General features: G+C 64.5%; 15 protein-coding genes. 11 read left to right on the forward strand and 4 right to left on the reverse strand.

Going from position 1 to position 18,804, the window contains the following annotated elements; genetic code table 11:
- Position 1: 1 nt before the first annotated feature.
- The 11 genes from algK to RR51_RS06885 all read left to right on the forward strand — a co-directional run bounded on the left by algK (position 2) and on the right by RR51_RS06885 (position 13,541).
- Entirely contained in the window at positions 2-1,429 is a 1,428-nt protein-coding gene (algK, locus tag RR51_RS06835; RefSeq protein ID WP_039613016.1) for an alginate biosynthesis TPR repeat lipoprotein AlgK, read from the forward strand.
- Entirely contained in the window at positions 1,426-2,904 is a 1,479-nt protein-coding gene (locus RR51_RS06840; protein WP_013974153.1) for an alginate export family protein, read from the forward strand. Before algK ends, RR51_RS06840 begins: the two co-directional genes overlap by 4 nt.
- Before the next feature lie 22 nt (positions 2,905-2,926).
- Entirely contained in the window at positions 2,927-4,486 is a 1,560-nt protein-coding gene (gene algG, locus RR51_RS06845; protein WP_039613017.1) for a mannuronan 5-epimerase AlgG, read from the forward strand.
- Between the two features lie 13 nt (positions 4,487-4,499).
- Complete coding sequence (locus RR51_RS06850) at positions 4,500-5,942, forward strand: alginate O-acetyltransferase (RefSeq protein ID WP_039613018.1); 1,443 nt, start codon at positions 4,500-4,502, stop codon at positions 5,940-5,942.
- A 7-nt stretch (positions 5,943-5,949) separates the two neighbouring features.
- Positions 5,950-7,053 (forward strand): mannuronate-specific alginate lyase, encoded by a 1,104-nt coding sequence (locus RR51_RS06855; RefSeq protein ID WP_013974156.1) that lies wholly within the window; start codon positions 5,950-5,952, stop codon positions 7,051-7,053.
- A gap of 182 nt (positions 7,054-7,235) precedes the next feature.
- Positions 7,236-8,693 carry an MBOAT family O-acyltransferase gene (locus tag RR51_RS06860; protein WP_039613019.1) on the forward strand — a complete coding sequence of 486 codons (1,458 nt, stop codon included), beginning with the start codon at positions 7,236-7,238 and terminating at the stop codon, positions 8,691-8,693.
- 10 nt (positions 8,694-8,703) lie between these two features.
- Positions 8,704-9,861: an alginate O-acetyltransferase gene (locus RR51_RS06865; RefSeq protein ID WP_039613020.1), complete on the forward strand. Its 1,158-nt coding sequence runs from the start codon at positions 8,704-8,706 to the stop codon at positions 9,859-9,861.
- 16 nt (positions 9,862-9,877) lie between these two features.
- Positions 9,878-10,525, forward strand: a complete 648-nt coding sequence (locus RR51_RS06870; RefSeq protein WP_013974158.1) for an alginate O-acetyltransferase AlgF — start codon at positions 9,878-9,880, stop codon at positions 10,523-10,525.
- Positions 10,526-10,560: 35 nt separating this feature from the next.
- Positions 10,561-12,015, forward strand: a complete 1,455-nt coding sequence (locus tag RR51_RS06875) for a mannose-1-phosphate guanylyltransferase/mannose-6-phosphate isomerase (protein ID WP_024087718.1) — start codon at positions 10,561-10,563, stop codon at positions 12,013-12,015.
- A gap of 98 nt (positions 12,016-12,113) precedes the next feature.
- Positions 12,114-12,578, forward strand: a complete 465-nt coding sequence (locus RR51_RS06880) for a hypothetical protein (RefSeq protein ID WP_039613021.1) — start codon at positions 12,114-12,116, stop codon at positions 12,576-12,578.
- A gap of 150 nt (positions 12,579-12,728) precedes the next feature.
- Complete coding sequence (locus RR51_RS06885) at positions 12,729-13,541, forward strand: SDR family oxidoreductase (RefSeq protein WP_039613022.1); 813 nt, start codon at positions 12,729-12,731, stop codon at positions 13,539-13,541.
- A gap of 130 nt (positions 13,542-13,671) precedes the next feature.
- On the opposite strand, the gene RR51_RS06890 is transcribed toward RR51_RS06885, so the two are convergent.
- Genes RR51_RS06890 through RR51_RS06905 form a run of 4 tightly spaced genes read right to left on the reverse strand, consistent with a single transcriptional unit; the run spans position 13,672 to position 18,602 of the window.
- Entirely contained in the window at positions 13,672-14,466 is a 795-nt protein-coding gene (locus RR51_RS06890; RefSeq protein WP_039613023.1) for an SDR family NAD(P)-dependent oxidoreductase, read from the reverse strand.
- A gap of 56 nt (positions 14,467-14,522) precedes the next feature.
- Positions 14,523-15,974, reverse strand: a complete 1,452-nt coding sequence (locus RR51_RS06895; RefSeq protein WP_039613024.1) for an efflux transporter outer membrane subunit — start codon at positions 15,972-15,974, stop codon at positions 14,523-14,525.
- Positions 15,971-17,032 carry an HlyD family secretion protein gene (locus tag RR51_RS06900; protein ID WP_015271753.1) on the reverse strand — a complete coding sequence of 354 codons (1,062 nt, stop codon included), beginning with the start codon at positions 17,030-17,032 and terminating at the stop codon, positions 15,971-15,973. The genes RR51_RS06895 and RR51_RS06900 overlap by 4 nt, the downstream gene beginning before the upstream one ends.
- 28 nt (positions 17,033-17,060) lie before the next feature.
- Positions 17,061-18,602 carry an MFS transporter gene (locus RR51_RS06905; protein ID WP_039613025.1) on the reverse strand — a complete coding sequence of 514 codons (1,542 nt, stop codon included), beginning with the start codon at positions 18,600-18,602 and terminating at the stop codon, positions 17,061-17,063.
- Between the last annotated feature and the right edge of the window lie 202 nt (positions 18,603-18,804).

Consider the following 18,804-nt stretch of genomic DNA (forward strand, 5'->3'; position numbering starts at 1 on the left):
CATGATTCCCCACAAGAAAAGCGCCAGCCTGGGCCTGTGTGCCCTGGCTGCAGCCATCACCCTGGCCGGCTGTGCAGGCCTGCCCGACCAGCGCCTGGCCAACGAAGCCATGAAGCGCGGTGACACGGCACTGGCCGAGCGCAACTACAAGGCGCTGGCCGACCTGGGCTACAGCGAAGCGCAAGTGGGCCTGGCCGACATCAAGGTCGCCACCCGCGATCCGGCGAAAATCAAGGAAGCCGAGGCCACCTACCGCGCCGCGGCCGCCATTTCGCCGCGTGCCCAGGCGCGCCTTGGCCGCCTGCTGGTGGCCAAGCCCGACAGCACCCAGGCCGAGCGCGAAGAAGCCGAAACCCTGCTCAAGCAAGCCGCCAAGCAGGGCGAAAGCAACACCCTGATCCCGCTGGCGATGCTCTACCTGACCTACCCGCAGAGCTTCCCCAAGGTCAACGCGCAGCAGCAGATCGACCAGTGGCGCGCCGCCGGTAACCCGGAAGCGGGCCTGGCCCAGGTGCTGCTGTACCGCACCCAGGGCACCTACGACCAGCACCTGGGCGAAGTGGAGAAAATCTGCAAGGCCGCCCTGAACACCACCGACATCTGCTACGTCGAGCTGGCCACCGTGTACCAGAAGCGCGGCCAGGCCGACCAGCAGGCTGCCCTGCTCGGCCAGCTCAAGGCTGCCTACGCCCGTGGCGCAGTGCCGGCCACCCGGGTCGACAGCGTTGCCCGGGTACTGGCTGACCGCAGCCTCGGCCAGACCGACGAAAAAACCGCCAAGGACCTGCTCGAACAGGTGGCCCCGGCCAACCCGGCGTCCTGGGTCAGCCTGGCGCAACTGGTGTACGACTTCCCCGAGCTGGGCGATACCGACCAGCTGATGGCCTACATCGACAAGGGCCGCGAAGCCGAACAGCCACGCGCCGAACTGTTGCTGGGCCGCCTGTACTACGAAGGCAAGACCGTGCCTGCGGACGCGGCCAAAGCCGAAGAACACCTGCAGGCTGCCGCCGACGCCGGCGAAGTCAGCGCCCATTACTACCTGGGCCAGCTGTACCGCCGCGGCTACCTGGGCAATGTCGAGCCGCAGAAGGCCGTCGACCACCTGCTGGCCGCCGCCCGTGGCGGACAGAACAGCGCCGACTACGCCTTGGCCCAGCTGTTCAGCGAAGGCCACGGCATTCGCCCGCAACCAGGTAACGCTTGGGTATTCGCCCAGCTGGCCCAGGCCAACCCGTCGCCGCAATCCGCTGAACTGCTGCAGCAGCTCGACCAGCAACTTACGCCTGACCAGCGCAGCCAGGCCCAGCAACTGCTGGCACAAGAGAAGCAGGCGCGCGGCAGCATGGCGCAAGGTGCCAACAGCACCCTGGCCATCGAAGCCCTGCAAGACGACGAAAAAGAAGTAACCGGTGAGGACTCGCTATGACGCTCAATCCCTTCGTGAAAGCTGGCATCGGCCTGAGCTTCGCCCTGCTGTGGTCCTGCCCGACCCTGGCGGAAATGACCGCTGAAAAGAACTTCGGCCTGGATGTGAAGATCACCGGCCAGTCGGAAGACGACCGTGACCTGGGCACCCGCTCCGGCGGCGACGTCAACGGCCTCGGTCTCGATCTGCGCCCTTGGGTATATGGCGAGCGTGGCAACTGGAGCGCCTATGCCATGGGCCAAGCCGTCACCGCGACCGACACCATTGAAACCGATACCCTGCGCCAGAACGACGACGGCACCAGCACCGACACCGCCGCCGACGGCCGTGAACAGGACAAGAGCTACCTGGCCATGCGCGAATTCTGGGTCGGCTACAGCGGCCTCACCGCCTACCCCGGCGAACAGCTGCGTTTCGGTCGCCAGCGCCTGCGCAGCGACGATGGCATGTGGCGTGACACCAATATCGAGGCGCTGAACTGGACCTTCGACACCACCCTGCTCAAGGCCGACCTGGGCGTGGCCCAGCGCTTCAGCGAATACCGCACCGACCTCACCGAGCTGGCCCCGGAAGACAAGGACCGCACGCACCTCTACGGCAACGTCGCCACGCAGTGGACCCCTGGCCACTGGGTCGGCGTACGCGCCCACCACACCCACGACGGCGGCAGCCTGAAGAACCCGGGCGAAACCGTCGATGCGCTGGACAAGACCCGCACCGGCGACCTCACCTGGCTGGGCCTGGAAGCGAACAGCGACGCCTACAACTGGCGCAACGACCACACCGTCAACTACTGGGGCAGCGTCACCTGGCTGACCGGTGACCGCGACACCCTCAGCAGCCAGGTCGTCGGTGACGAAACCGTGGCCACCGGCAAGCAGAGCGGTGACGTCAACGCCTGGGCCACCGACCTCGGCATCCGCCTGCGCCTCGACCCGCAATGGCAGGTCGGTGCGGCCTACGCCCGTGGCAGCGGCGGTGGTGGCGACGACGGTTCGAGCAACTACGAGCAGACCGGCCTGGAGAGCAACCGCTCCAACTACACCGGCACCCGTTCGCGCGTGCACCGCTTCGGTGAAGCCTTCCGTGGCGAGCTGGGCAACCTGCAGGCGGCCACCCTGTTCGCCTCCTGGCAGCTGCGCGACGACTACGACGCCAGCTTCATCTACCACAAGTTCTGGCGTGTCGATGGCAACCAGAACATCGGTTCCAGCGGCATCAATGCGGTGGTCAACGACAACGGTGTGAACCGCCCGCTGGTCGATGGCGAAAAAGACCTTGGCCAGGAAATGGACGTGGTCGTGACCAAGTACTTCAAGCAAGGCCTGCTGCCGGCTTCGATGAGCCAGGCCATCGACGAGCCATCTGCCCTGGTGCGCCTGCGCGCCGGTGTGTTCAAGCCGGGTGACGCCTACGGCAAGGAAGCGGACTCGTACATGCACCGCGCCTTCGTCGACGTGATCTGGCGCTTCTGAGGCCGGTAGAGGACTTACCGTTATGAACCTTCACCCGCACTTACGTCACAGCCTGTTGGCCAGCGCCTTGCTGCTGGCCAGCGGCCTGGTGGCTGCCGCAGAGCCCCAGGTGATCGCCAAGGAACTGCAGCAGGCCAAGACCTACACGGTCTCCAGTGCACCGGTCGAGCCGCTGCACATGGACCCGCCGAAGCTGCCTGACCTGACCGGCTACACCGCCGAGGCGGTGCAGAAGAAAATCGACCGTCGCCACAAAGGCAAGGTCAGCCTGCGCCGCATGTTCCAGGAGGACACCCTCAAGGAATTCGTCGGCGGCGACAACAAGGCGGCCGAGTGGGTCCAGCGCCAGCATGGCATTCCGCAGGCGATCTTCGTCGATGACGGCCATGTCGACCTGGTCGAGCTGAGCAAGAAGGTACCCAAGCAGTACCTCAGCGAAGTCGAGCCAGGGGTCTACCTGGCGCGCCTGCCGATCGTGGTCGGGCAGAAGGGCATCCTCGAGATCGACGGCAAGGTCAAGCAACTGCGCCTGTCCCAGGAAGGCGGTTCGTTCCTGGTCAACGACGGCAAGCTGTTCGTCACCGACACCCAGGTGACCGGCTGGCGGGAAAAGGAAAACGGCCCGGCGACCTTCCGCTCGCCCAAGGAGTTCCGCCCGTTCCTGCTGTCGTGGGGCGGTACCGAGACCTACATCGTCAACACCAAGATGGCCAGCTTCGGCTACGCCAAGTCCAAGTCGTACGGCGTGAGCATCTCGCAGTACACGCCGAACATGGCCAAGCGCATGGGCCGCCCGGAACCCACCGGCTGGATCATCGGCTCCGAGTTCAGCGACATGTGGTACGGCTTCTACTGCTACGAAACCCAGGACTTCGTGGTCAAGGACAGCACCTACCGCGACAACATCGTCTACGGCATCGACCCGCACGACCGCTCGCACCGGCTGATCATCGCCGGCAACACGGTGTACGGCACCAAGAAGAAGCACGGCATCATCGTCTCGCGTGAGGTCAACGACAGCTGGATCATCAACAACAAGAGCTTCGACAACAAGCTCTCTGGCGTGGTGATCGACCGTAACAGCGTCAACAACCTGATTGCCTACAACGAGATCTACCGCAACCACACCGACGGCATCACCCTGTACGAAAGTGGCGACAACCTGATCTGGGGCAACAAGCTGATCAACAACCGCCGCCACGGCATCCGTGTGCGTAACAGCGTGAACATCCGCCTGTACGAAAACGTCGCAATGGCCAACGGCCTGGTCGGCGTGTACGGCCACATCAAGGACCTGTCCAACACCGACCGCGACATCGCCCTCGACCCGTTCGACACCAAGGTGTCGCTGATCCTGGTCGGTGGCGAACTGGCGGCCAACGGCTCGGGCCCGCTGTCGATCGACTCGCCGCTGTCGGTCGAGCTCTACAAGGTATCCATGCTCGCCCCGCGCAAGGCCAACGGCATCAGCCTCAACGGCATCCTCGGCGAACGCCAGGACGAAATCCTCGACCTGCTGGTACGCCAGCAAAAGGCTGTGCTGATCGACCCGGTCGAACGCCAGACCGAAATGATCGATTAAGGAAGCCCAGACCATGACTCCACATCTGATGAAACTGCTGGGCCTGTCCGCCGCCCTTCTGGCGATCAGCCAGGGCGTGCGCGCCGAAGACGTCAAGGCCCCCACCTTCAGCGCCGAGCCTTGCTGCCAACTGTGCCCTGAAGCGCATGACCCAAGCCGCTACACCACCCGTTACCAGCAGAACTTCACCACGCTGGTGCAGGCCCAGGGCGACTGGCTGTTCCGTACCCGCGAAGACCTGCGCACCGAGTTCAATACCACCCCGGCCGGCTACAAGCGCCTGCAGCAAGTGCACGACGCGTTCAAGAAGCGCGGCGTGGAACTGGTGGTGGTGTACCAGCCGACCCGTGGCCTGGTGAACCGCAACATGCTCAACCCGGCGGAAAAGGCGGCCTTCGACTACCAGAAGGCCCTGGGCAACTACCAGGCCATGCTCAAGCGCTTTGCCAGCATGGGCTACAACGTGCCCGACCTGTCGCCCCTGACCAACGAACAGCTGGCCGCTGCCGACCAGGGCAAGGACTTCTACTTCCGTGGCGACCAGCACTGGACGCCTTACGGCGCCGAGCGCGCGGCCAGGATCGTGGCCGATACCGTGCACAAGATGCCGGCCTTCGAAGGCATCCCGCGCAAGGAATTCGAAACGAAAAAGTCCGGGCGCATGGGCAAGACCGGCACCCTGCATAACGTGGCCGGCCAGCTGTGCGGCACCAGCTATGCCGTCCAGTACATGGACCAGTTCGCCACCGAGCCGAAAGGTTCCACCGGTGGCGGCGACGATCTGTTCGGTGACGGCGGCAACGCGCAGATCACACTGGTCGGCACCAGCCACAGTGGCAAGAACTACAACTTCTCCGGCTTCCTTGAGCAGTACATCGGCGCCGACGTGCTCAACGTGGCCTTCCCTGGTGGTGGCCTGGAAGGTTCGATGATCCAGTACCTGGGCAGCGAAGAATTCCAGAAGAACCCGCCGAAGATCCTGATCTGGGAATTCTCCCCGCTGTATCGCCTGGACCAGGAAACCATCTGGCGGCAAATCCTTGGCCTGCTCGACGACGGCTGCGATGACCGCCCGGCCCTGATGAGCGCCAGCGCCACCCTCAAGCCCGGCAAGAACGAGCTGATGGTCAATGGCAAGGGCGGCGTGATCAAAGACCTGATCAACCGCAACATGCAGATGGACATCAAGTTCGAAGACCCGTCGGTGAAGGTGCTGCAGGCGACCCTCTGGTACCTCAACGGCCGCCACGAGGACATCAAGCTGGAAAAACCGGAAACCTCCGACACCGACGGCCGCTTCGTCTTCCAGATGCGCGAAGACGAGGACTGGGCCAGCCAGAGCCTGCTGGCGTTCGAGGTGCAGGGACCGGAAAGCGGTACCCAGAAGGTCGAAGCCAAGCTTTGCAAACGCAACAACTTCGCCGTGCCTGCGCAGACCGCGCAGGCCGGCCAGTGAGGCGACCATGATCCCGTTCAAGCGAATTTCCCGCCCCGCCCTGCTCGCCCTGGCGTTGTGCGGCGGTGCCGCGCACGCCGCGCTGGTACCGCCCCAGGGTTACTACGAGGGGATCGAAAAGCTCAAGACCGGCGACGGTAACTTCCGCTGCGAAGCTGCCCCCAAACCGTATACCGGTGCCCTGCAGTTCCGCAGCAAGTACGAAGGCTCGGACAAGGCGCGGGCAACACTCAACGCCGACTCGGAAAAGGCCTTTCGCAAGTCCACCGAAGACATCACCACCCTTGAGAAAGGCGTGAGCAAGATGATCGGCCAGTACATGCGTGACGGCCGCCCGGCGCAGCTCGACTGCACCCTGGCCTGGCTGGGCAGCTGGGCCCGCGCCGATGCGCTGATGTCCACCGACTACAACCACACCGGCAAGTCTATGCGCAAATGGGCGCTGGGCAGCATGAGTGGTTCGTGGCTGCGCCTGAAGTTCTCCAATTCGCAGCCGTTGGCCGCGCACCAGGCCGAGGCCGAGCTGATCGAAAAATGGTTCGCCCGCCTGGCCGAGCAGACCGTGCGCGACTGGAGCGACCTGCCACTGGAGAAGATCAACAACCACAGCTACTGGGCTGCCTGGGCGGTAATGGCCACCGCCGTGGCTACCGACCGTCGCGACCTGTTCGACTGGGCCGTGAAGGAATACAGGGTTGGCGCCAACCAGGTAGACGAGCAGGGCTTCCTGCCCAACGAACTGAAGCGCAAGCAACGCGCCCTGGCCTACCACAACTACGCCCTGCCGCCGTTGACGATGATCGCCAGCTTCGCCCAGGTCAATGGCGTGGACGTGCGCGGCGAGAACAACAACGCCCTGCAGCGCCTGGCGCAGCGGGTACTGAACGGTTCAAAGGACCCAAGCGCGTTCAAGGCCCGCAATGGCGAGAAACAGGACATGAAAGACCTGAAGATCGACAGCAAGTACTCGTGGATGGAGCCCTACTGCAGCCTGTATGCGTGCAGTGGCGACACCCTGCAGCGCAAGCGCGGTATGCAGCCGTTCAACAGCTTCCGGCTGGGCGGCGACCTGACCCGGGTCTATGACCCGAGCGCGGAATCGAAAAAGTAACGTAAAACCCCTGTGGGAGCGGGTTTACCCGCGAAAAGGCCAGACCTGCCATGTGCGGTGCCTGTGCCGGCCTCTTCGCGGGTAAACCCGCTCCCACAGGAATCTAGGTAGCCCGCCACGAACATGTGGGGGGTTTGGGGGGCGCTTTGCCCCGGATGCTGTGAACAAAAAGGAGAACCGGGATGGTCTTCTCGTCCAACGTGTTCCTGTTCCTGTTCTTGCCGATCTTCCTCGGCCTGTACTACTTGAGCGGGCAACGCTATCGCAACCTGCTGCTGCTGGTCGCCAGCTACATCTTCTACGCCTGGTGGCGGGTGGACTTCCTGGCCCTGTTCGCCGGGGTCACCCTGTGGAACTACTGGATCGGCCTGAAAGTCGGCGCCGCCGGTGTGCGCACCAAGCCCGCGCAGCGCTGGCTGCTGCTCGGCGTCGGTGTGGACCTGGCGATTCTCGGCTACTTCAAGTACGCCAACTTCGGCGTCGACAGCCTCAACGCGATCATCTCCTCGTTCGGCCTGGAGCCGTTCATCCTCACCCACGTGCTGCTGCCGATCGGTATCTCGTTCTACATCTTCGAGTCGATCAGCTACATCATCGACGTGTACCGCGGCGACACCCCGGCCACCCGCAACCTGATCGACTTCGCGGCGTTCGTGGCGATCTTCCCGCACCTGATCGCCGGCCCCGTGCTGCGCTTCAAGGACCTGGTCGACCAGTTCAACAACCGCACCCACACCCTGGACAAGTTCTCCGAAGGCTGCACCCGCTTCATGCAGGGCTTCATCAAGAAAGTGTTCATCGCCGACACCCTGGCGGTAGTGGCCGACCACTGCTTCGCCCTGCAGAACCCGACCACCGGGGATGCCTGGCTCGGCGCCCTGGCCTACACCGCGCAGTTGTACTTCGACTTCAGCGGCTACAGCGACATGGCCATCGGCCTGGGCCTGATGATGGGCTTCCGCTTCATGGAGAACTTCAAACAGCCGTACATCAGCCAGTCGATCACCGAGTTCTGGCGGCGCTGGCACATCAGCCTGTCGACCTGGCTGCGCGACTACCTGTACATCACCCTGGGCGGTAACCGCAAAGGCACCTTCAACACCTACCGCAACCTGTTCCTGACCATGCTGCTGGGTGGCCTGTGGCACGGCGCCAACTTCACCTACATCATCTGGGGCGCCTGGCACGGCATGTGGCTGGCCATCGAGCGCGCGCTGGGCATCGACACCACCCCCCAGCGTTTCAACCCGGTGAAGTGGGCATTCACCTTCCTGCTGGTGGTGGTCGGCTGGGTGATCTTCCGTGCCGAGAACCTGGAAGTGGCCGGTCGCATGTACGGCGCCATGTTCAGCTTCGGCGACTGGCAGCTGTCGGAACTCAACCGTGCCCAGCTCACCGGCCTGCAGGTAGCCACCCTGGTGGTCGCCTACATCACCCTGGCGTTCTTCGGCCTGCGCGACTTCTACCGCAACGCCCGGCCAACGCCCAAGGCCACCCCGGTGCAGGTCAACAGCGACGGTTCGATCGGCCTGGACTGGACCCGGGTGATGACCCGCGCCCTGGTGCTGCTGCTGTTCGTAGCCTCGATCCTCAAGCTTTCGGCGCAGAGCTACTCGCCGTTCCTCTACTTCCAGTTCTGAGGTTGATGACATGACCCGGACATTACGCATTACCTATTCGCTGTCGTTCCTCGGCCTGCTGGTGGGCATGGGCGTCTGGTCCACCGGTGGCCTGCAAAGCTTCCAGCGTACCGAGCAGATGACCCTGCTCAACGGCAAGCTGGCCAAGGCCGCCGAGACCCACTACGACGAGCAGTTCCCGATCAAGCGCCTGGGTACCAACCTGTGGGCGGCGATGGACTTCAAGCTGTTCAACGAAGGCCGCCCTGGCGTGGTGCTGGGCCGCGACCAGTGGCTGTTCAGTGACGAAGAGTTCAAGCCCACCGCCGGTGCCGAGCAGCTGATGCAGGAAAACCTGGCGCTGATCCGTGGCGTGCGCGACACCCTGCAGCAGCACGGCAGCCAGCTTGTATTGGCGATCGTGCCAGCCAAGGCGCGGGTGTACGCCGAATACCTGGGCAACGAACTGCCGACCAGTCTGCATGACGATCTGTACAACCAGTTCCATGCCCAGGCACGCCAGGCCAACGTGTTCGCCCCGGACCTGATGGCACCCATGGAGCAGGCCAAGGCGCGCGGCCAGGTGTTCCTGCGCACCGACACCCACTGGACGCCGATGGGCGCCGAAGTGGCTGCGCAGGCACTGGCCGAAGCGGTCAGCCGCCAGAGCCTGCTCAACGGCGACCCGCAGGCGTTCATCACCGAAGCCGGCGGCACCGCGCCATACAAGGGCGACCTGACCAACTTCCTGCCACTGGACCCGCTGTTCAGCAACCTTCTGCCGGCCCCGGACAACCTGCAGCAACGCACCACTCGCCCGGTCGAGGCCGAAGGTGAAGCCGGTGACGCACTGTTCGCCGACACGCAGATCCCGGTTGCGCTGGTGGGCACCAGCTACAGCGCCAACCCGCACTGGAACTTCCTCGGCGCGCTGCAGCAGGCCCTGCGCAGCGATGTGGCCAACTACGCCGAAGACGGCCATGGCCCGCTGCTGCCGATGCTCAAGTACCTGCAAAGCGATGCCTTGAAGAACGCCGCACCCCAGGTGGTGGTGTGGGAATTCCCCGAACGTTATCTGCCAATGAAGAACGACCTCAGCAGCTTCGATCCACAGTGGATCGCCCAGCTGAAGAACACCCGTAAATCCGAAGAAAACCTGGCTTTGTCGTCCACCCGGACTAACCACTAATCAGAGGAACATACATATGACTACCAAGACTTCCATTGCCAAAGCCCTCACCCTCGCTGCCGGCCTGTCCCTGGCCTCCATGCAGGCCTTCGCCGGCGCCGACGCCGCGCTGTATGGCCCGAGCGCGCCGAAAGGCTCGACCTTCGTGCGCCTTTACAACGCTTCCAGCGCACCGGCGGCAGCTTCGGTCGGCAACACCCAGATCAAACAGGTTGGTGCACAGGGCAGCAGTGACTTCAGCTTCCTGCCAGGGGGTGACTACACCGCTCAGGTCGGTGGCAAGAGCGTGCCGGTCAAGCTGGCTGCGGACAAGTACTACACCCTGGTCAACAGCGCCAGCGGCAACCCGCAGTTGATCGAAGAGCCGCCGTTCAAGAACAAGCAGAAAGCCCTGGTTCGCGTGCAGAACCTGAGTGACCAGCAACTGACCCTGAAGACTGCCGACGGCAAGACCGAAGTGGTCAAGCCGGTGGCCGCCAACGGCCGCGGCGAACGCGAAATCAACCCGGTCAAGGTCAACCTGGCGCTGTTCCAAGGAGACAAGAAAGTGGGTGACGTCAAACCCGTCGCCCTGGAGCGCGGCGAAGCCGCAGTGCTGTACGTAACGGGTTCCGGCAACGCCTTGTCGCCGGTGTGGGTAACTCGCCCCGTGGCTAGCAACTGATTCCCCTGCCTCTCAACGACTATTGGAGAAACATGATGATCCCGGTAATTCTTTCTGGTGGTAGCGGTTCCCGTCTGTGGCCTCTGTCGCGAAAGCAGTTCCCCAAGCAGTTCCTGGCCCTGACCGGTGAACACACACTGTTCCAGCAAACCCTGGAACGCCTGGTGTTCGAAGGCATGGACACGCCGATCGTGGTCTGTAACAAGGACCACAAGTTCATCGTCCAGGAGCAACTGGCCGCGCTGAAGCTGGAAACCCAAGGCATCCTGATGGAACCGTTCGGCCGCAATACCGCGCCGGCCGTGGCCATGGCTGCCATGAAACTGGTCAACGAAGGCCGCGACGAGCTGATGCTGGTGCTGCCCGCCGACCACGTGATCGATGACCAGAAGGCCCTGCAACGCGCCCTGGCCCTGGCCACCGTGGCCGCCGAGCGTGGCGAGATGGTGCTGTTCGGCGTGCCGGCGACCAAGCCGGAAACCGGCTACGGCTACATCCGTTCCAGCCAGGACGCCCTGCTGCCTGAAGGCGTGGCGCGCGTGGCGCAGTTCGTCGAGAAGCCCGACGAAAAACGCGCCGCCGAGTTCGTCCAGGCCGGCGGCTACTTCTGGAACAGCGGCATGTTCCTGTTCCGTGCCAGCCGCTTCCTCGAAGAGCTGAAAAAGCACGACGGCGACATCTACGACACCTGCGTGCTGGCCCTGGAGCGCAGCCAGGAAGACGGTGATGTGCTGAGCATCGACGAAGCCACCTTCGCCTGCTGCCCGGACAACTCCATCGACTACGCGGTGATGGAGAAGACCCAGCGCGCCTGCGTGGTGCCGATGTCGGCTGGCTGGAGCGACGTGGGCTGCTGGTCGTCGCTGTGGGAAGTGCACGAGAAGGACGACAACGGCAACGTCACCAAGGGCGATGTGGTGGTGCAGGACAGCCACAACTGCATGATCCACGGCAACGGCAAGCTGGTGTCGGTGATCGGCCTGGAGAACATCGTGGTGGTCGAGACCAAGGACGCCATGATGATTGCCCACAAGGACAAGGTCCAGGGCGTCAAGCAGATGGTCAAGACCCTCGACGAGCAGGGCCGCAGCGAAACCCAGAACCACCTGGAAGTGTATCGCCCGTGGGGCTCGTACGACTCGGTGGACATGGGCGGCCGCTTCCAGGTCAAGCACATCACCGTCAAGCCGGGCGCCAGCCTGTCGCTGCAGATGCACCACCACCGTGCCGAGCACTGGATCGTGGTATCCGGCACCGCCGAGGTGACCTGTGACGAGAACGTGTTCCTGCTGACCGAGAACCAGTCCACCTACATCCCGATCGCCTCGGTGCACCGCCTGCGCAACCCGGGCAAGATCCCGCTGGAGATCATCGAAGTGCAGTCCGGCAGCTACCTGGGCGAGGATGACATCGAGCGCTTCGAGGATGTGTACGGGCGTACCTCTACACCCATCGAGCGTGGTGTTTCGGTGAAGACCATCGCGCAGTAATGCAACCCCTGGGGCCGCTTTGCGGCCCCGCTTTTTGAGCCACTCTCCATTTCGGGCTACGATGGTCAGACCCCGCGCAATCAAGGTCTGCACGTCCCATGATCATCGGTGCCTTCCTCATCCTCACCTGGCTGGTGCTGCTGTTGCGCTACCCGGCCAAGGCCCTGCCGATCTCGCTGGCTGCCGTTTGTGGCCTGGGCCTGGTGGCCCTGTTCGTCGTCTGGCAGGACACCCGCGAAACCTCGCAACTAGCCCGCCTGGACCTGCGCCTGACCTACGCCCCCGAACAATGCCCCGCCGACCGCGCCCTGCAGGTGCGCATGAAGAATGGCAATGACGTGCCGCTGACCGAGTTGCGCTGGCGGGTGGCGGCGTATGCGCCGGGCGATACCGTGAACCTGGCGGAGAACACCTACAACGCCCCGCGCTACCGTGGGCCGGGTGAACTGCAGCCAGGGGCCGAGTGGAAGGACTGCCTGCCACTGCCGCCACTGCGCTCCGGGTACCGGCCGCAGACCCTGGAGTTTCGTGCAGAGCATCTGCAAGGTACGTTTGCCAACTAATGTATCGCCTGTGCCGGCCTCTTCGCGGGTAAACCCGCTCCCACAGGGACTACACAGGTCTCAAATTCTGTGGGGTACCTGTAGGAGCGGGTTTACCCGCGAAGAGGCCGGCACAGGAAAAACCAATCCTCCCTGACACAGGCCCCAACCATGCCCACCGTCCTGATCACCGGTTGTTCCAGCGGCATCGGCCGCGCCCTGGCCGACGCCTTCCGCGATGCCGGCCACCACGTCTGGGCCACCGCCCGCAAACCTGAGGATGTCGAGCAACTGAACGCCGCCGGCTTCACCGCCCGGCAACTTGATGTGAACGACAGCGAGGCACTGGGCCGCCTGGCCGAGGATCTGGAAAACCTCGATATCCTGATCAACAACGCTGGCTACGGCGCCATGGGCCCGCTGCTTGATGGCGGCGTGGATGCCCTGCGCCAGCAGTTCGAAACCAATGTCTTCGCCGTGGTCGGCGTTACCCGCGCATTGTTCCCACAGCTACGCCGCTCACGGGGCCTGGTGGTGAACATCGGCAGCGTATCAGGCGTGCTGGTCACGCCGTTCGCCGGCGCCTACTGCGCCTCGAAAGCCGCCGTGCATGCCCTGAGCGATGCCTTGCGCCTGGAACTGGCGCCGTTTGGTGTGCAGGTTATGGAAGTGCAGCCAGGGGCGATTGCCTCGCAGTTCGCCAGCAATGCCCAGCGCCAGGCCGAGCAGGTGCTGGCGGCGGATTCGGCGTGGTGGCCGTTGCGCGAGCATGTGCAGGCACGGGCACGGGCTTCGCAGGACAAGCCCACCTCGGCGGCAGTGTTTGCCCAGGGCGTGTTGGCGGCGGTCGGGAAGTCGCCGGTGCCAGCGGTGGTGCGGTTGGGGAACGGCAGTACGGCGTTGCCATTGATGGCCCGGTTACTGCCACGGCGGGTGCTGGATTGGGCGTTGCGCAAGCGGTTTGGCCTGCTGCGCCCGCTCTGATCGAATGGTTACCTGTGCTGGCCTCTTCGCGGGTAAACCCGCTCCCACAGGTACCCCACAGAATTTGAGTCCTGTGCGATCCCTGTGGGAGCGGGTTTACCCGCGAAGAGGCCAGCACAGGCAAAACAGATCAGGCAATGGAACGCAGCACCCCGCCATCCACCCGCAAGGCAGCCCCGGTAGTGGCACTGGCCTGCATCGACGCCAGGTACACCACCATGTTCGCCACCTCCTCCACCGTCGCCAGCCGCTTGATCAGCGAGGTCGGCCGGTGCTCGGCCAGGAAGTTGGCTTCCAGCTCTTCAGTCGACACCCCCTGCTCCTCGGCCAGCCTGGCAAAGAAATCGCCCACGCCTTCCGAACGCGTAGGCCCCGGCAACACCGAGTTCACCGTCACCCCAGTGCCAGCCAGGGTCTCGGCCAGCCCGCGCGACACCGCCAGCAATGCGGTCTTGGTCATGCCGTAATGAACCATCTCGGTCGGGATCTGCAGTGCAGACTCACTGGACAGGAACACCACTCGCCCCCATTTGCGCTCGGCCATGCCCGGGGCATAGTGGCGCGACAGGCGAACGGCACTGAGCACATTGACGTCGAAGAAACGCTGCCAGTCTTCATCCTCGATCTCGAAGAACGGCTTGGGCTCGAAGATGCCCAGGTTGTTGACCAGGATGTCGGTGTGCGGCACCTGCTTGAAAAGCGTCTGCGCGCCGGCCTGGGTGCTCAGGTCGGCAGCGATGCTGATTATGCGCGCCTGCGGCAGGCGCTCGCGCACTACCTTGAGGGCTTCGTCGACCCGGGCCTGGGTGCGACCGTTGAGGACCACTTCGGCCCCCGCCTCGGCCAGGCCGATGGCGATGGCCAGGCCGATGCCGGCGGTGGAGCCGCTGACGATGGCGCGCTTGCCGTTCAGGGAAATGTGCATCTGTGCCTCCTCGGTAATCAGGACAATTGCCGGGGCTGCTTTGCAGCCCCAAAAAATCACACTTTCTTCGCTGGCTGCTCATCAAACGCCTGCCAGCCACCACCCAGGGCCTTGTACAACCCCACCAGCGCCTGCGACACCGCCGCAGAACTGTCGATCCACTGCTCCTCGCTGGCCAGCAAAGCCCCCTGCACCGTCAGCACATTGAGAAAGTCCACCGCCCCTTCCACATACTGGCGCTGGGCAGTTTCCAGGGCGATGCGGTTCTGCCGCACCGCCTCGGCCAAGTGGTCGCGGCGCAGCTGGCTGGCGTTGTACAGGCGTAGCACATCGTCGATTTCATGCCAGGCACCCAGCACCACCTTGCGGTAGTTCAGCGCCGCTTCCTGCTGCTGCGCCTCGCGCAGCTCCAAGGTGCCCTTGAGCCGGCCACCCTCGAAGATCGGCAGCGACAGCTGCGGCCCGAAGGCGAAGCGGCGTGAATCCCAGGCGCCGAAATCGGACAGCTGCATGGCCTGGAACCCGACACTGCCCGACAGCCGGATGCTGGGGTAGAAGTCGGCCTTGGCCACGCCAATGCTGGCGGTGGCAGCATGCAAACGAGCCTCGGCCTGGCGAATGTCCGGGCGGCGTTCGGCCAGTTCGGACGGCAGGCCAATGGCGAACTTCTGCTGTGGTGCAGGCAGTTCGCCGCCCTGCAGCAACTCGGCCTGCAGGCTGCGCGGCGGTTCGGCGGCAAGCAGGCTGAGGGCGTTGATCAAGTCGTCGCGCCGCGCTTCCAGGCTAGGCAGGCGCGACTCGATCGAGGCGACCTGGGCACTGGCCTGAGCCACGTCCAGGCGCGTGGCGACACCTTCGGCCTGGCGGTTCTCGGACAACTTCAGGCTGTGCTGGGCGACCTTGAGGTTGTCGCGGGTCACATCGATGGTGTGCTGCACGGCGCGCAGCTGGATGTAGTTGCCGGCGGTTTCCGAAAGCAATGCCAGCAGCACGCCGCGGCGGTCGTTCTCGGCCACTTCGACCGTGGCATCGGCAGCCTCGACCTGGCGTCGCACACGGCCCCACAGGTCCAGCTCCCAACCGGCCACCAGGTCGCCCTGCCAGAGGTTGAAGGCTTCCTTGCCCGCCTTGCCGGACGGGTCACTCAGGCCTTCGGCACTGTTGCGTGCACGGCTGTAGCCGGCGTTCACGTCCACTGACGGTACTTCGTCGGCAGCTACGGTGCTGCGCAGGGCGCGGCTTTGCAGCAGGCGGGCGCTGGCCATCTGCAGGTCAAGATTGCGCTCGGCAACGCGTTGGATCAAGGCACTCAGGCGGGCGTCGTGGAAGCTCTCCCACCAGCGCAGTTCCAGCGGTTCGGCCTGCGGCTGGCTGGCCGCCGCCTCGCCTTGCAGCGGCGCCCACTGTTGCGGGGCCTGGCTGTCAGGGCGCTGGAAGTCAGGGCCCAGGGTGCAGCCGGCCATCAATACGGCCAGCAGCAACGGGCTCAAGCGTAATGCCGCTTTCATCGTGCACTTACCTCTTTGCCGTCCAGCTTGTCGCCACGGGTGTCGATGGTCGCTTCCACCGACATGCCCACGCGCAGGCGGGCAAGCAGCGGCTGGCCGTCATCGAAAACGATCTTCACCGGGATGCGCTGCACCACCTTGGTGAAGTTGCCGGTAGCGTTGTCCGGCTTGACCGCGGCGAAGGTCACGCCGGTAGCCGGGGCGATGCTTTCCACATGGCCTTGCAGCTTCTCACCGGCAAAGGTGTCGACGCTGATGCTCACGGCCTGGCCAGGCTGTACGTGGGTCAGCTGGGTTTCCTGGAAGTTGCCGACCACGTAGGCCTGCTGCAACGGCACCACCGACAGCAGGCGGGCGCCCGGGTTGACGTAGGCACCGACACGCAAGGCGCGCTCGCCGACCATGCCGTCCACCGGCGCGGTGATGCGGGTGTAGGACAGATCGAGCTGGGCCTTTTCCAGCCCTGCCTCGGCCCGCTTCAGCTGGCCGTCGGCACTGGCCACCTGGGCGGTAAGGATATCCACCTGCTTGCGCGCCGCTACCAGTGCCGCCTGGGCATTGGCCAGGCGCGCACGGGCCTGGTCGACCCCGCTGCGTGCCTGCTGGGCGTTCTGCACGGTGCCGGCACCCTGCTCGGCCAGGCGGCTGTAGCGGTTGACCTCATGGTCGGCGAACGCAGCTTCGGCCTGGGCCGCTTTCACTGCAGCCTCAGCCTGGGCAATCAGTGACGCCTGGCGCTCGAGGGTGGCACGGGCATCGGCGCTTTGCGCCTGGGCCACCAGCAACTGCGCCTGCGCAGCATCCAGCGCGGCCTGGTAGTCACGGGCATCGATGGTCGCCAGCAACTGGCCGGCCTTGACCTGCTGGTTGTCCTCCACCAGCACCTCCTTGATGAAGCCGGCGATCTTGGGCGCGACCACGGTGTAGTCGGCGACAACATACGCGTCATTGGTGCTCTGGCGGTGGTCGCTGCCAAACATCCACGGGCCGACGATGGCAGCCAGGACGGCCACGGCAAGCACCGAGCCGATGAACAGGGTTTTGCGGTTGTTGGTCATTTAAGTGGTTCTCGAATTCATCCAGGGTTCAGGCCACCGCGCGCGGCGGATAGACCCGGGTAGGCACGAAAGGAATCAGGCAGATCAGGGCCACGGCAATGCAGGCCATGACCAGGTAGAGGTCGGCGGAGGTCAGCACCAGCGCCTGGTCGTGGATGCGCCTGGCCAGGCCGGCTGCGTTACCGTCGACCAGCGGGGCGTTGCCCAGGCTGTCCACCAGGTGGTTGGAATGGAAGTGCCGGCGCAGGGTGCCAAGGGCGTCCAGCAGGCCACCGGCGATCACCGCGGCCAGGCCCTTGACGGTGTTGAACCAGCTGGAGGCGAACGGGCCTTCCTGCGGGGTCATGCCGTTGGTGGACAGCATCAGCAGCGGCAGCACTGCCATTGGCTGGCCGAACACCTGCAGCAGGTAGAACGGGTAGAAATCGCCTCGGATCCACTCGCTGGTCAGCAGGCTGCTGCCGACACAGGACACCGCCAGCATCGCCAGGCCGATCCCCAGCACCCAGCGGCAGTCCACTGCGCGGATATTGCACAGCGCCGCCGTCAACGGCAGGGCGACCAGCTGCGGCATGGCCACCAGCATCATCAGCGGGCTGGTCTGCGCCGGGCGGTAGCCCTGAATCTGCGCCAGATAGGCCGACGGAATGCTGCCAACGCCCGAGAGCACGATCAGCACACCGGCCAGGGTCACCAGAGCGAAACTCAGGTTGCGCCGCGACAGCATGCGCAACTGGAAGAATGGCAACGGCTCGGACCATTCGTTGTACATGAACAGCACCAGCAACAGCAGGCCACCGCCGAGCAGCCAGCAGATCAGCGGCGAATCGAACCAGCCCCAGCGGTCACCCAGCGACAGGCCCAGCACGATGCAGCTGATGGCGGGCAGGCCGAGCAGCACGCCGCGCCAGTCGAACTGCTTGAAGCGCTCCAGACGCAGCGGGTCCTGCGGCAGGCCCCAACCGACGCAGAACATGGCCAGCAGCGAGGGCAGGATGATCTGCCAGAACGCCCACTGCCAACCGACGTATTCAGTCCACAGCCCTGCCAGCGGCGTGCCGAGGTTGGGGCCGAAGGTGGCGGTGAGGGCATAGCAGGCCAGGCCATAGACCTTGATGCCCGGTGGCAGGAAGCGCAGGGCCACGCTCATCAGCATCGGCGGCAAGGCGCCAGAGGCAAAGCCCTGGAGCACACGCAGCAGCATCAGGCTGTGCAGGTTGGGGGCGAACGGTTGCAGCAGGCCGAGCACGGCGAACAGGCCGATGGCGCTCATGGTGAAGCGCCGCAGCGAGAACGTGGTGGCCAGCCATGGCGCGAAGGCCATGGCCGAAACCGAGGCGGCGCTGTAGACCGCCAGCAGCCAGGCGCCTTCGTCGGCACCGATGCCCATGGCCCCACGGATATCGGCCAGGGAGATCTTGGTCACCGACTCGTTGAGGCCCGCGCACAACACGGCCAGCAGCACACCGAACAGCCCGACCACTACCTGCAGGCCGAACGCAGTCTGCGCAGGCGCGGCCGACGCGGGGGCGGCGGCAATCACGGCAGACGGGGCGGACAGGGAACTCATGGGCAGACATCTCCAGCAACAAATTTGCGACTGGAGCAAGTCTAAGAAGGTCGAATGCTGACGAAAACTGACTTATCGGTAGGTTTATGTTGCGTCAGGCGCAATCCACTTTAAAACCCAGTCGCCTGCTTCGCGGGTGAACCCGCTCCCACAGGGACATCACAAGCCTTGAGAGGTGTGTTGTACCTGTGGGAGCGGGTTC

Origin of the sequence: Pseudomonas sp. C5pp (genome assembly GCF_000814065.1) — a bacterium.
GTDB lineage: Bacteria > Pseudomonadota > Gammaproteobacteria > Pseudomonadales > Pseudomonadaceae > Aquipseudomonas > Aquipseudomonas asiatica.

Coding starts and splice junctions, on each gene's coding strand:
- algK (WP_039613016.1), top strand. CDS start 2: ATGATTCCCCACAAGAAAAGCGCCAGCCTGGGCCTGTGTGCCCTGGCT.
- RR51_RS06840 (WP_013974153.1), top strand. CDS start 1,426: ATGACGCTCAATCCCTTCGTGAAAGCTGGCATCGGCCTGAGCTTCGCC.
- algG (WP_039613017.1), top strand. CDS start 2,927: ATGAACCTTCACCCGCACTTACGTCACAGCCTGTTGGCCAGCGCCTTG.
- RR51_RS06850 (WP_039613018.1), top strand. CDS start 4,500: ATGACTCCACATCTGATGAAACTGCTGGGCCTGTCCGCCGCCCTTCTG.
- RR51_RS06855 (WP_013974156.1), top strand. CDS start 5,950: ATGATCCCGTTCAAGCGAATTTCCCGCCCCGCCCTGCTCGCCCTGGCG.
- RR51_RS06860 (WP_039613019.1), top strand. CDS start 7,236: ATGGTCTTCTCGTCCAACGTGTTCCTGTTCCTGTTCTTGCCGATCTTC.
- RR51_RS06865 (WP_039613020.1), top strand. CDS start 8,704: ATGACCCGGACATTACGCATTACCTATTCGCTGTCGTTCCTCGGCCTG.
- RR51_RS06870 (WP_013974158.1), top strand. CDS start 9,878: ATGACTACCAAGACTTCCATTGCCAAAGCCCTCACCCTCGCTGCCGGC.
- RR51_RS06875 (WP_024087718.1), top strand. CDS start 10,561: ATGATCCCGGTAATTCTTTCTGGTGGTAGCGGTTCCCGTCTGTGGCCT.
- RR51_RS06880 (WP_039613021.1), top strand. CDS start 12,114: ATGATCATCGGTGCCTTCCTCATCCTCACCTGGCTGGTGCTGCTGTTG.
- RR51_RS06885 (WP_039613022.1), top strand. CDS start 12,729: ATGCCCACCGTCCTGATCACCGGTTGTTCCAGCGGCATCGGCCGCGCC.
- RR51_RS06890 (WP_039613023.1), bottom strand. CDS start 14,466: ATGCACATTTCCCTGAACGGCAAGCGCGCCATCGTCAGCGGCTCCACC.
- RR51_RS06895 (WP_039613024.1), bottom strand. CDS start 15,974: ATGAAAGCGGCATTACGCTTGAGCCCGTTGCTGCTGGCCGTATTGATG.
- RR51_RS06900 (WP_015271753.1), bottom strand. CDS start 17,032: ATGACCAACAACCGCAAAACCCTGTTCATCGGCTCGGTGCTTGCCGTG.
- RR51_RS06905 (WP_039613025.1), bottom strand. CDS start 18,602: ATGAGTTCCCTGTCCGCCCCGTCTGCCGTGATTGCCGCCGCCCCCGCG.